12 protein-coding genes are annotated in these 13538 nt (G+C 34.9%); 7 read left to right on the forward strand and 5 right to left on the reverse strand.

Annotated elements, in window-relative coordinates:
• Positions 1-41 precede the first annotated feature (41 nt).
• Positions 42-1124, reverse strand: coding sequence for an epoxyqueuosine reductase QueH (locus tag AC6H4V_RS03410; RefSeq protein WP_497607475.1), 1083 nt, complete (start codon positions 1122-1124; stop codon positions 42-44).
• A gap of 13 nt (positions 1125-1137) precedes the next feature.
• On the reverse strand, positions 1138-1641 hold the full coding sequence (locus tag AC6H4V_RS03415) for a peptidylprolyl isomerase (protein WP_428730507.1): 504 nt from the start codon (positions 1639-1641) through the stop codon (positions 1138-1140).
• A gap of 49 nt (positions 1642-1690) precedes the next feature.
• Between AC6H4V_RS03415 and AC6H4V_RS03420 the strand changes: the two genes are divergently transcribed.
• The 5 genes from AC6H4V_RS03420 to AC6H4V_RS03440 all read left to right on the forward strand — a co-directional run bounded on the left by AC6H4V_RS03420 (position 1691) and on the right by AC6H4V_RS03440 (position 5523).
• Positions 1691-2908 carry a sensor histidine kinase gene (locus AC6H4V_RS03420; protein ID WP_497607476.1) on the forward strand — a complete coding sequence of 406 codons (1218 nt, stop codon included), beginning with the start codon at positions 1691-1693 and terminating at the stop codon, positions 2906-2908.
• The gene (locus AC6H4V_RS03425) at positions 2908-3564 is read left to right on the forward strand and encodes a response regulator transcription factor (protein WP_428730505.1); all 657 of its coding nucleotides are present in this window, start codon (positions 2908-2910) and stop codon (positions 3562-3564) included. The genes AC6H4V_RS03420 and AC6H4V_RS03425 overlap by 1 nt, the downstream gene beginning before the upstream one ends.
• Before the next feature lie 146 nt (positions 3565-3710).
• Positions 3711-4622, forward strand: a complete 912-nt coding sequence (locus AC6H4V_RS03430; protein WP_497607477.1) for an ankyrin repeat domain-containing protein — start codon at positions 3711-3713, stop codon at positions 4620-4622.
• 285 nt (positions 4623-4907) lie between these two features.
• Positions 4908-5162: a hypothetical protein gene (locus AC6H4V_RS03435; protein ID WP_497604367.1), complete on the forward strand. Its 255-nt coding sequence runs from the start codon at positions 4908-4910 to the stop codon at positions 5160-5162.
• Positions 5146-5523, forward strand: a complete 378-nt coding sequence (locus tag AC6H4V_RS03440; protein WP_497607478.1) for a type II toxin-antitoxin system VapC family toxin — start codon at positions 5146-5148, stop codon at positions 5521-5523. The genes AC6H4V_RS03435 and AC6H4V_RS03440 overlap by 17 nt, the downstream gene beginning before the upstream one ends.
• Before the next feature lie 111 nt (positions 5524-5634).
• Here AC6H4V_RS03440 and AC6H4V_RS03445 read toward each other — a convergent pair whose 3' ends face one another.
• A complete protein-coding gene (locus AC6H4V_RS03445; protein WP_497607479.1) occupies positions 5635-5970 on the reverse strand; it encodes a type II toxin-antitoxin system PemK/MazF family toxin in 336 nt (111 codons plus the stop codon).
• A complete protein-coding gene (locus AC6H4V_RS03450) occupies positions 5957-6202 on the reverse strand; it encodes a hypothetical protein (RefSeq protein WP_497607480.1) in 246 nt (81 codons plus the stop codon). Before AC6H4V_RS03450 ends, AC6H4V_RS03445 begins: the two co-directional genes overlap by 14 nt.
• A 247-nt stretch (positions 6203-6449) precedes the next feature.
• Here AC6H4V_RS03450 and AC6H4V_RS03455 point away from each other — a divergent pair, with 247 nt between their 5' ends.
• Both AC6H4V_RS03455 and AC6H4V_RS03460 read left to right on the forward strand, forming a co-directional pair.
• Positions 6450-7640 (forward strand): AAA family ATPase, encoded by a 1191-nt coding sequence (locus AC6H4V_RS03455; RefSeq protein WP_497607481.1) that lies wholly within the window; start codon positions 6450-6452, stop codon positions 7638-7640.
• Positions 7641-7770: 130 nt separating this feature from the next.
• Positions 7771-12624: a RecQ family ATP-dependent DNA helicase gene (locus tag AC6H4V_RS03460; protein WP_497607482.1), complete on the forward strand. Its 4854-nt coding sequence runs from the start codon at positions 7771-7773 to the stop codon at positions 12622-12624.
• Positions 12625-12631: 7 nt separating this feature from the next.
• Here the strand turns inward: AC6H4V_RS03460 and AC6H4V_RS03465 are convergent, their stop codons facing one another.
• The gene (locus AC6H4V_RS03465) at positions 12632-13498 is read right to left on the reverse strand and encodes a hypothetical protein (RefSeq protein ID WP_497607483.1); all 867 of its coding nucleotides are present in this window, start codon (positions 13496-13498) and stop codon (positions 12632-12634) included.
• Positions 13499-13538 lie beyond the last annotated feature (40 nt).

The raw sequence follows: 13538 nt of genomic DNA on the forward strand, positions 1-13538 counted from the left end.
AAGCCTTTATAAATTTTTTGGCTATTCTAGCTAAAAAAAGATTATATATCGATTAGTTTTTCTCTAGTGTCTTCATAGATTTTCGCATCAAGCTCCACAAAAAGCTTTGTCTCTGGGATAGTATCTACAACAATAATGGGGCTTAAATCATAAGATGAAGTTATCAGTTGACTTCTAAATTGAAGCTCTTTTTCTAATGTTGGAGGGTTGAAAAGAAGCTCTTTGACGCTTTTATAGTGTGTGTTGCATGTTGTATTCAAAAATTCTAGCGTTACAAATTTAATCTCTTCACGGTTGAAGTAGTGGATGTTGTTATGTGAAAATTCTATCTTTCCCTCTGCTTTTTTTCTAGGAAGTGTGGAGTAAAAAAGAGCATAGGCGGGGATGATTTCATTTTTGTTTATGGAGAGTTTGAAGCTAAATTGGCGATAGTTTAAAAACTTCTCTTTGATGATTTTGTAGGGTATGTTTTGCTCTTCAAGAGTATATCTCTGCTCGTACATTTCAAGGCGTTCTTCTATGGATGCTGGAAGTGTCTGATTGGAGAGCGGGGAGAACATTTCATCCATCAGTCGTTCTTGTTGCTCTCTTTGCATGGTAAGCCCATAGATGCAGCCGCAATAGTCTTGACGGTAGAGCTGCTCCTCTTTGCTTACACGGCTCTGCTCTTGCGTGCCGCCATCTGCACGGTAGTCAAAAGATATAAACTCTATGCCGTGCTTTTGAAAAAAGAGTTCTCCGCTTTTTTTGAGCTGCTCTTGTGATTTTAGGGGACTGACAAGCAGGGATGTGGTAAAGCTTTTCTCGCCTAACTCAAGTGCTTTTTGTGCCGTGACTTCAAAGCGTTTGTCAAAGCAGACTTCGCATCTTTTGCCCTTTTCCGGCTCATTTTCCAACCCTCGCACCGCCTGCATCCACGCTTCAAAATCATATGCGCCCTCAAGAAGTTCGATGCCAAGTCTTTTGCATGAGCGTTTTACATCCAACAGGCGTAGTTGATACTCGGAGTAGGGGTGGATATTTGGGTCGTAGAAGAAGCCTATAAGCTTCTCCTCTGGGTAGTCTCGTTGCAGTTTTTGCAAAAAAAAGTGTGAATCAACACTGCAACAGATATGTACTAGCATTTAGTGTGCGGTTTTATGAACGAGCTTCAAAAATCTCAATCGAATTGATACCGTCTTGCATTTTTATGCTATCAAGTGTTGCAAAACTCTCAGCGTCATCCTTCTCAATCGCTCCAAAAACAGTGTGAACGCCATCAAGGTGCGGTGTTGCAACAAATGTGATAAAAAATTGGCTTCCGCCTGTATTTGGACCTGCGTGCGCCATAGAGATAACGCCTCTTCTATGTTTTGTGACATTTGTTTTTGTCTCACATGGGATTGCCCAGTCCGGTCCGCCTGTTCCTGTTCCGTGCGGACAGCCGCCTTGAGCCATAAATCCGGGGATTACACGGTGAAAATTAAGACCGTTGTAAAAACCGGACTCTGCTAGGTGCGCAAAGTTTGCTACAGTATTTGGAGCTTCCTCAGGAAGAAGTTTTAGCCAGATATCACCCTTGCTTGTTGTTATCTTTGCCCATTGAAGTTTGCTAACCTCTGCATCTGTTAGTTCATATCGTCTTAGTTTTTTACCAAACATTTTTTGCCTTTAAAAAGATTTGGCAGAATTATAATATATAATCCCATATATGAAAATAAAGTCACTCTTTCAAAATATTACTATCAAGCGGGCAGATATCTTTACGATATTGGTCGTTTTTTTCTTCACCATGGTCTTTGTAGGCGTTTTGGTGGAGGAGATGTACAAGGATTATGAGAGAGCGCTTGAGCAGAGTTCTATCGTAAAAAGTTCTGAACTCTCAAACAGTGATATTTTAGAGCAAAATCAAAAAAAGCTCAAATCGCTTCTTATAAAAACCGTTTTGTCTATCATCACTCTCTCTTTCATTATCTTTGCCATCTTTTTGGGGCTCAATACACTCTTTAGCAAACTTTTGCAAAGAGATACGCAGACATTTTTGGATGCGCTCAAAAATGCTCTGGATATGGAAGAACCCATCAGTGCCAAAAATATATATTTTCAAGATTTTAGAGAGATGGCAGGGTATGCAAATGAGATGGTTGCCAAGATAAATGAGCAAAAAAAGAGCCTCAAAGAGCTCAACTTAGGGCTTGAAGAGAGGGTGAAAAAAAAGACTGCGGCTCTTTTGGAGATAAATAAAAATCTTGAAGCAGAGAAGACCTTTTCCCAAGAGCTTCTCAAGTCGCAAAAAGAGTTTCTGCGCTATACCGTCCATGAGACAAACACACCTTTGAGTGTGATACTTACGAGTATGGAACTCTATCTTATGAAACATCCAAAAGATAGGCAGCTCTCCAAGATTGAGGCAGCGACGAAAAATATATTTAGCATTTATGACGATTTGAGCTATCTGGTCAAAAAAGACCATATAGAGTACAAAAAAACGGTTGTAAATCTCAATAATTTTTTAAGCAGTAGGGTTGATTTTTTTCGTGATGTGGCGGCATTTTCACTTTTGGAATTCATCTATCATGCCCCAAGCGAGGAGCTGCATGTCCATTTTAATGAGACAAAACTCCAACGCATCATAGACAATACTTTGACAAATGCCATAAAATACACGCTTCCAAACGAAAAAGTGGATGTCTCGCTGCTCCAAGTCGGCGCTTTTGCAGAGTTTGTGGTGAGTAGCAAATCAAAGACGATTCAAGATACGGATAGAGTTTTTGATGCATACTATAGAGAAGCAAAAGCAAAAGACGGTTTTGGTTTGGGACTTAGACTTGTTAAGAGTATCTGCGAGGAGGAGGGCGTTGGCGTGAGTGTTACGTCGGATGCGTCTCTTACGACATTTCGCTACAGATTTAAAGTGATGGGTGAGTAATGAAGATACTTCTGCTAGAAGATGAAGTGATGCTCAATGAGTCCATCAGTGAGTATCTGGAGTCAGAGGGGCATCAGGTAGAGAGTTTTTTCAACGGACTTGATGCCCTTCATGCTATACAAGAGCGCTCCTACGACTTGCTCATCTTAGACATAACCGTTCCAGGGCTTGATGGGCTCTCTTTTTTGGAAAAGATTCATGAGCTTAAAATCCACGCAAGTGCTATCTATATAAGCGCATTGGTGGATATAGAAGATATCTCCCGTGCCTATGATTTGGGGTGTCATGACTACTTGAAAAAACCGTTTCATCTCAAAGAACTCTCCTTACGTGTAGATAGGGTAAAAATCGCACAAGAGACCCCAAGAGTGCATCTCAGACTCTCTAAAAACTACAGCTACGACCAAGAACACTCCACGCTTCTTTTCAACCAAGAACCTCAAATCCTTACCAAACGCCAATCCCAAATCATAGACCTTCTCTCAAGAAACCGCGGACGCATCGTCGATTTTGAGCAGTTTCAGGAGTATGTATGGAGTGACCAGATGGTGGACAACGCCACCATCCGAGCCGAGATAAACCGCCTCAAAAAAAGCCTTAAAGAGGATTTTATCATCAATGTGCGGGGGATGGGGTATATGGTGGATAAACCGTGATTACGCCTCGCTTCCACGGTCTTCGTGGGAATGCATATACGCCAAAGCAGAAAAAAAAGTATACACTCCCACGCTCTAGCGTGGGAGCGAGGAAAGCGGGAAAATTATTGCTCACGACAAACGTTAGACACACAAAAGGATTAAAATTGAAAAATAAATTTACTTTATATGCAAAAATATTTCTCTTCATGTTTTTTATATTTTCTAACGGATATGCAAAAAGCAATATAGATTCACCGAACAATGAACTTGAAATTTTTAAAGCAATCGATTCAAGAGATTATGAAAAAATCAATAACCTTTTAAAAAATGGGGTAAGTCCTTGTTTAAAAAGAGAAGAAAAATATGAAACATATACAAATGTAGATTTTGCTTTTAATCATGCAATTATCACAGGTGATATCAAAATTGTAAAATCTTTTTTACCATATATTGAAAATATCACAAAACCTTCTTGTTTATATAATCCTTCTCTCTTTTATGCAATCAAGAATGATGATGTCAAAATGATTCAATTTTTGATAGATAATGGAGCTGATGTTAATTTTCCAACTAAGCTATATAGAAAAGAGACACCTATTCAAGAAGCATTACTAGAAAGAAAAATACATTCTGCCAAGAAACTCATAGATAATGGTGCAAGTATAGATAAAAATATAGGTTTTCAATCTTTAGAACTTGCCGTAAAAAATTTAAATATTGAAGTTGTACAGTTTTTAATTGATAACAAATATAATGTAAACTTTCAAAATAAAGACGGAAATACTATCCTACATCTCATGGCGACGGGGATCGTAGAAAAAAATTTACAAAGTATTGAAACATATATTGAGAAAAAAGAACATATTAAACGATTTCCTGATACTTATGTAAAAGCACAAAAACAGGTAAAAAGACTAAAAGCTAATTTTAAAAATTATTCTAAAATAGCGAAACTTCTGTTACAAAACGGAGCAGATACTAAACTAAAAAATAATGCTGGTAAAACACCATTAATGATAGCCAATGAAAACAATACAGATACAATGCTTGAAGTTTTAAAAAATGCAAAACAATAAATACATAAAATGTCTAACAAATACGAGGAGACCAATACTAAACCGCAAGCGGATTAGTATTGCTCATGACAGGAGGAATTTACACACTTAATTCAAGTAATAAAATTCCTTCCTCGTTCCCACGGTCTCCGTGGGAATGCATATAAAATCAAAGCAGACAAAAAAGTACACACTCCCACGCTAGAGCGTGGTAGCGAGAAAAGTAGCCCGTCTCCATTTTAAGATATTGACAAATGAAATTTATTTATATAGAATGATAATAAGAATATATAAAAGGATATAGAAATGTTGAGTATTGGTATAGGCGAACTTCAAAAAAATATCTCTATTTTCCAAAATCTCACCGAGGTTTTAGAAGTAGTTGACAAAAGAACAAAACAATCTTTGGCTTTTGTTTATCCGATTCGTAAACAATCACAGACAGCTCTAATGGCTGGAAAATATAAAGATAAAGTAAATCCTTCATCTATGAATATAGAACAGATAAAACAAGAAGCGTTTCTTAAAGCTATGGAAGAAAAATATGGTTTATCTTCTTGATACCAATGTCATCATCCGATTTTTGATAGGAGACGATGAAAAGTTTTTAGCCCAGAGTATAGCAATCTTTGAGCAAATCGAATCTTCAAAAATCCAAGTAGAGATACTTGAGGGTGTTTTAATGGAAAGCTATTTTGTATTGACTAAATTTCACAAGTGCGACAAAAACAGTGTGATAAACGACCTTAAAACTATTTTGGCATTTGATGGAGTTGTGAGTCACAACAAAGCGATACTTTTTGAGACTCTTTCAATCATAGAAAATAAAAATATTGACTTTGTTGATGCACTTATTTGCGCGAAAAGTAAACTACAAGGGTATAAAAAACTGAGTTTTGACAAAGATGTGAAGAAGTGTTGAAGATAAAATGAACACTTCCCTCGTGCCCGCAGTCTCCGTGGGAATGCATATAAGTCAAAGCAAACAAAAAAGTGTACACTCCCACGCTGGAGCGTGGAGAATTTGGCAGAATTAAAAATTTCTGCAAAGGTGCGCAATGACGGCATCATATTCAACCGATGTGAGGGTGGCGATTTTCTCTTTGATTCTTGTTTTTGAAAGCGTTCGGATTTGATTGATGAGGATGTCTGAATCTTCTTTAAGACCCTCTCTCTTTGCGATTCTCATTCTGTATGGATTCATATTGTCGATGAGGTCGGTTGATAGGGGCATAAGGATGAGTGTATCTAAAATAGCATTTTCATCATCGCCTGAGATGATGACTGCGGGTCTGATTTTTCCCACTTCATCGCCTTTTTTTGGGTACAGGTTGACGATGACGATATCGCCGCGATTATATTCCATCATCCACTCCAAGCTCTGCAAATTCCAAGTCCTGATGATTTTTGAGTTTATGGAGTTTTGCAAGTTTTTCTTCTCTGTTGATTTTTTCAATAACAGGCAGGATAAAGCTCTCGTATTTTGAGGAGATAAAATAGCCAACTGTCGTATGAGCCCTGCGGTCGATAATTTCGGCTACATCCATAGCTTTCATCAATGAAGGTTTGTTTTGAATATCAGTTACACCGTATGTTACCATCCACTATCCTTTTTTATAGATTGATATATGTGTATTATATCTTATGTTTTATAAATCATATACTAAAAATTGAAATCAAAGCAGACAAAAAAGTACACACTCCCCCACGCTGGAGCATGGGAGTGAGAAGAGAAAGGATAGCCTTTTAAGCTAAAATAGCAAAATTAAAGTCTTATAACCAAACATATAGCTAAAAATTGGACTTTAAAATCCAATTATGATACAATCTAGCACAAAAGGATAAAAGATGCTAGATGAAATCAGAGATTTTCAGAGAAAAATCTTCTCAAAACATAACTTCACCTATAAGAGATATTTTTACGACAAGATAAATTTAAAACCCAAACTTATAGGCATCGTAGGTGCTAGAGGTGTGGGTAAAACCACATTTTTGGTGCAGTACCTCAAAGAGCTTGACTTGCCATTTAGCCAAAAGCTCTACATCAGTGCAGATGCTATTGCCATTCCCTCTCTTTTTGAAGTGGCGGAGGTTTTTGCAAAGGAGGATGGTAAAGTGCTCATCATTGATGAGATACACAAATACCAAAATTTTGAACTAGAGCTTAAAAAGATTTACGATATCTTAGACCTCAAAGTTATATTTAGTGGCTCAAGTGCGTTGCAGATAGATAACGCAAAAGCCGATTTGAGCAGACGAGCGATTGTTTATCATTTTGAAGGGTTATCTTTTCGTGAGTTTATCGAACTAAACAACGATATCAAACTTCCCTCTTTCTCGCTTGATGAGATACTCTCAGACCACATAGACATAGCGTATGATTTGCTAGAAAAATTTAACCTGCGACTCTCATATAAAGAGTATATACAAAGCGGGTACTATCCATTTTATTTTGAAGACAAAGAAAACTACCTTTTGCGACTGAGTGAGACCATAAATACAGTCATTGAGATAGATATTCCCTCCGTATTTCCCATAGAGTACAACAATGTTGTCAACCTCAAAAAACTAGTAAGACTTGTTTGTCAATCGCTCCCTTTTACTCCAAACATACAAGAGTTGCTTTTAAAAATGGATATGAAAGAGAACTACAAAGGGCTGTATAGATTTTTGGAATATCTGCATAAAGCAAAAGTACTTCATGTTATAAGAGCGAAAACAAAAGGGGATAGTATCTTTACTAAACCCGAAAAAATATATCTAGGCAATACAAACCTGCACTACGCCTACTGCCATGACTTTGAGCTAGGAACTATAAGAGAAACCTTTTTTGCAAGCATGTTAAGGGTGGCGCATGAAGTTCAGGTGGCTAAAAAAGGTGATTTTTTCATAGACGACAGATATACATTTGAGGTAGGTGGTAAAAACAAAAAATACAAGCAAATAAAAGACCTACCAGATAGCTTCATTGTATCTGATGATATAGAGATAGGCAGCGGCAACAAAATCCCGCTCTGGCTGTTTGGATTTTTGTATTGAAAGTTATGCAAATACTTAAAGATAACTTTGTTATTAATGTGCTTGGGATGGGGTATATGGTGGATAAACCGTGATATAATTACTAACTCACAATTAAAATTAATATCTGTGGAAAAAAATAAGATGCTTTATGAATAAAATAGCTTTTTTTGATATTGAAGTAAATACAACGAGTAAAAAAATAGAGACGCTTGGTTTGTTTATAGATGAACTCAAAATCTCTACTACTTCTGTGCAAAAAATAGTAGAAGATTTTAGTCAAAAAAAGCCGGATTTTATTTGTGGACATAATTTTATAGACCATGATAAAAAATATCTGTCGCAAACGAGCTTTAACCCAATTTTTAAAGATATTAAGATTATCGATACTCTCTTTTTATCTATGCTTTTATACCCAAATAAAAAAACCCATAAATTAGACAAGCCTTATAAAACTGAACTCAATATTGAAAATCAGCCCCTTGGAGATTCAGAACAAACTAAATGGTTGTTTAATCTACTTGATAAAAAATTTGATACTTTAGATGAAAGTTTGAAAAAAATATTTATAGCACTTTTGAGTGAAAATGAATATTTCAGTGCCTTCTTTAGTTATAAAAATTTATTGCCCAATAAAATAAATATTTATGAAATCATTCAAGATAAGATTAATTGTACAAAAAATGACTTTGATGAAATTTTCACAAGATATCCAATGGAACTGGCTTTTGCAATCTCTTTTATTTTTTCAGATAAAGAAGCATCTATATCATCGGTAATTTTAGTACGATATCCAAAGATTGTAGATGTTTTAAAAAAATTAACTTTTGATAAGAGTAGCGTTGATTTAAACTCTTTTGCATCAAAAGAGTTTGGTATCGCATCATTTAGAGAATTTGAAAAGGAGAACAGCTCTCTTTTTGACTTTAATAGCAAAATCTCTCAAAGAGATATTATAAAAAATTCACTGGATAGCGATTCAATTTTAGCTATTTTACCTACAGGCGGGGGTAAAACTTTTACATTTCAACTGCCTGCACTCATAAAAGCAAAAGCTTATAAAGGCTTAACGGTCGTAGTCTCGCCATTGCAGGCATTGATGAAAAACCATGTGGATAGTTTTAAAGATAAAAATCAAAATTTTAAAGTTGTTGCAATTAGCGGTTACTTAAGCCCTATTGAGAGGATGAATATTATTGCAGAGATTGAGAATGGTGTTGTTGATATACTTTATCTTGCACCTGAGGCACTAAGGTCTAACTCTATCTTTAAGGCTTTAAAAAAGAGAGTAATTGAGAGATTTGTTATAGATGAAGCGCACTGTTTTTCATCATGGGGACATGATTTTAGACATGATTACTATTTTGTTGCATCTTCCATTAAAGAGTTGGAGGATGCATCAGATTTTCAGCCAAAAATCCCAGTCTCATGCTTTACGGCAACGGCAAAACCTGAAGTGCTTCAAGATATTAAAAACTATTTTTATTCTAATTTAGGCATAACTTTAAAAGAGTTTATCGCTTCAAGTAAAAGATATAACCTAGATTACAGAGCGATTGAAGTTGCAACGAAAAAAGAGAAGTATGAATGTCTTATAAAAGAGTTGTTGCGAGTTGGGAAAAAGCCTACAATAATATATATACCGCAAAATGCCAGAGAGTGTAGAGAGTTAAGTGAGAAGTTAAATGGCGACGAAAGAGTTTTGGAGCTTGATTTAGTTATTGAGCCGTTTTATTCAAAAATTGACCAAGAGATAGAAGAGCGCAAAAGAGAAGGACGGAACAAGAGTCAAATATTAAATGATTTTATAGAGAACAAAATTGATATAGTTGTTGCAACAACGGCATTTGGTATGGGTATTGATAAGCCTGATATACAAGTAGTAATTCATTACGAACAATCAGATAGTCTTGAAGCTTATTTGCAAGAATCAGGTCGCGGTGCCAGAATAGAGTCTTTAAGAGCTGAGTGTATTGTGCTTTATTCTAAAAATGATTTTAATAAAACTTTTGCACAATTAAATAACTCTAAAATTGATTATCACGAAATAGAGAGGATAGTAAAAGAGCTTAAAAAAATGAAAAGAGATGAGATTTATATCTCTCCAAAAGAGTTAGCTCAAAAAATGGGGATTGACACACAAGATTCTAAAATAGATTATGAAGCCATTATAAAAACAGCTCTTTTAGAGTTGGAGCAGGCGAATGTTATAGCGCGTGGAAGGAATGGGTATAAAATATTTGCAACCTCTATAGACAAAGAGAAGCGAAGTATGGATTATGTTCATGAGATTTTAGACTCAAAAAAAGAAGAGTATGAAAAAATTTATGAGTACATGATAATGGTTATGCAAAATATCATCCAAAGAAGTAAAATAGACGCTATTGAGGTTGATGATTTGGCTGATATTGTAGGTATTGAGAGAAAAATAATATTTGATGTTTTATATGCATTGCAAAAAGAGAAACTTTTAGAGTTTAATAATGACATCAGTGTTTATGTAAAAAAATCAGTTTTAAATGATTTTAAGACACATTTTGAGCTGGAAAATAGCGTGTTAGAGTTCTTAAAAAATCTGCCTTTATTTGCAACAAGTATGAACTTAAGAGAAATAAACAGTGCCATTGATGAAAAAAATCATATGAAGACTATTAAAAAAATTATTCAAAGTTGGGTTCACCTTTCAAAATTGAGAGCAAACAGTTTTAATGCAAGTTTTCATAAAGATATTTGTAATTTTACGATTGATAGAATAAATATAGATAATTTAGAGAAAATGATTAAAACCAGAATGAAAACTTGTCAATTTATAATAGACAAGATGCTTGAAGCACTCGCTAATAGAGAAGAGGCAGAGATTGACATTTCTACAAATAGATTAAAGGTAGAGTTTGATGAGATACAAAAACTAACTCTTGAAGGGTTTCATCACTCAATAGTCTATCTTCACGAACTCATTGAAGGTTTTAAACTTAGACGAGGGAGACTTATTTACTATCAAACTTTTAAGATTGATAAAAAAGAGAATATTGAGCAAAACACACCATATAAAAAGCGTGACTATAATAAAAGCCTCAAGCCCTATTATGAAAGAAAAATAGAAGCTATCCATATTCAAATAGTTTTTTTAGAAAAGCTTATAAAAGATGGGTGGGAGAAAACAGCTACTTTTGTAAAAGATTATTTTGGAATGGAATATGAAAAATTTAAGAAAAAATATGGGTTTGATAACAAAAAAATTAAACTTCCAGTCACAGAAGCAAGATTAAAAGAGATAATTTACGATTTGAATGATGAACAAAAAAGAGTTTTTGAGGATAGACAAAGCAACTCAATAATGGTGTTAGCGGGTCCTGGAAGTGGTAAGACAAAAACACTGGTACATAAAATAGCGTCATTAGTTACAATTGAAAACAATAAAGTAGAATATTTTTTGATGTTAGCTCACTCACGCGTAGCCGTAGCAGAGTTTAAAGAACGACTGGAAAAGCTTATAGGCTCACAAGTTTATAACATGAAAATATATACATTTCACGCTTTTGCTATAAGTTTGTTAGGCAAAAAAGTAGATAACGATAAAATCAAATTACATGGTGTAATAAAAACAGCGACCAAAATGTTAAACGATAATGTAGTCGAGTTGCCTTACATTCAGATGCTTGTCTTAGATGAATATCAAGATGTAGGGAAAAATACTTATGAGTTTATAAAAGCAATTCACGCAAACATGTCAAAAGATAAAAAAATAATTGCTGTTGGCGATGATGACCAGTGTATAAATAATTTTGGAGAAGATAGAGCTGATATTTTTTATATAAACCAATTTAAAGAAGATTTTAAAGAGATACAAGAGGATGAAGTCCAAAATTTTTCTCAATACGAGTTGTTGTCAAACTATAGAAGTAAACAAAATATTGTGGAGTTTGCAAATGAGTTTAGTAAAATATTGACCGATAGGTTAAAGACAAAAAAACTGCTGTCTTTTTCAAAAAAACTTGGCAATATAGCCTTAACAAACTATACAAATACAAGCTATATTGAAAATATTGTTAATCAAGTTATGGGCGATGAATCAAAAAGTATAGCAGTTTTAGCAAGAAACAATGATGAAGTTTTGACAATTTACTCACAGCTTATTGCAAATGGCGTAAAAGCAAAATATATAACTTCAAAAGATGGGTTTTCGCTTGGTAATTTAGTGGAGCTAAGGGATTTTTTAAAGTTTTGGCAAGAGGCTGATTTTGAAAGTGCAAGAAGTAAACTTGAAAATATTTACAAAAATTCAAAAAATTATAACTTAGCATACAGTGTAATTGATAAATTTATAGATGAATATGATGAAGAGATTCAAAGCAGTCCGATTCATTTTCAAACAGTTTTTGAAGAGTATTTAAATGAGATAGAATTTGAAGAGTTTGAACAGAGTCGTGCCGGTGTAGTTGTATCTACTATGCATAAATCAAAAGGTAAAGAATTTGATTCGGTTTATCTATGTGTAGAAGAGAATTTTATTAAAAATGAGTATGATAAACGACTTTTATATGTTGCAATTACTAGAGCAAAAAATAGACTTGGCATCCACACAAAAGATGGGTTTTTTACTGCTTTTTCTGCTTACTGCGATGAGGTTTTTCAATATGACAAGAGAGTAGAAGAGCCCAATAGAATTGTTTTTATGATGGGGTTAGGAGACATTGCTCTTTCAGATAACAGCTCCAAAAAAGGCGTGCAAAGAGTAAATCCTGTTGCTTCGCAAAAAGCTCTTATCGTAGATGAAAATAATCAGTTTTTTATACGAAAAGACTCTTTTCAGATTGTAAAATTATCAAAATTTGATATAACAAAACAAGAGAGATTAAGCACTAAAATCATTCAAAAACAAAAACAAGGATATATTTTAGAGAGTGATGTTGAGATTGATTATGTTGTTACGTGGCACGACAAGACAAAGAACGAGTTTTATAGACAAGTTCTTTGTAAAGTGTTTATGCACAAACTCCCATAACCACGCCCTAACACTCATCTTTTGGGGTGGATTCTTGGACGGTTTTGTAGAAGTAGCCTAGTCCTACGAGCATGATGGTTGTGCCTATGAGTAGGTAGAAGGCTGAGAGCATTCTGGATGTGTCTTCTAGGGCGATTTTAAAGACGACCATAAGTGTTTCGATGGAGAGGGCTATGATGATGGCTATGAGAAACTTTCCGAGGACTTTGTACTGTTTGTTTTCGGATTGGTGGAAGGATTCGTAGATGACCTCATGCTCAAAAATCTGTTTTGCCAAGTCGTAGATGGCAAGACCGAGGGTAATGGAGATGATGGAACGGAAGATGTCGTGCAAAAAGTCTGAATTTTGGAGTGAAAACATAAGCGCAAAAAAGACAAATCCACCGTATGCCATAAGTGCTACGGCGACAAATGAGAGTAAAAGCGAACCAAAAAAATAAACCATCCTTTTGATTTTGTCGTGAAGTGTGTTGTACTCGATGAGTTTCAAATCTTCCAAAAGATAGATAAGGTTGATGTCAAATATATAGTAGGTGTTATCGACAAAATGAACAACTGAGAGACTTGCTTTTCCTGTTTTGTGGTGAATGTAGGGATTTGAAACATAGATGCTATCTTCATCAAGCTGTAGTTTGACAAAATAGTGCCCTTTGTCGCTTCCGATTTGCGTAATGTCTTGCTCTTTTTTTGAGATAACGGGCGTTATTTGTTGAAATGTTTCATCCACTCCATACATAAGCTGGATGTAGCGGTGTCTTTGCATAAGGAATGACGCACTCTTGATATACTCCTTTGGGAGGCTTTTGATGAATGTTTTTAAAAAAGAGTCCACATTGATTTTTTGTGTTCTGTATGCGTTTATGACCTCTTTCATAGGATTTCCTTTTTTTTGTTGATTATAATCTACTCTTATT

This window comes from Sulfurimonas lacustris (assembly GCF_059705355.1).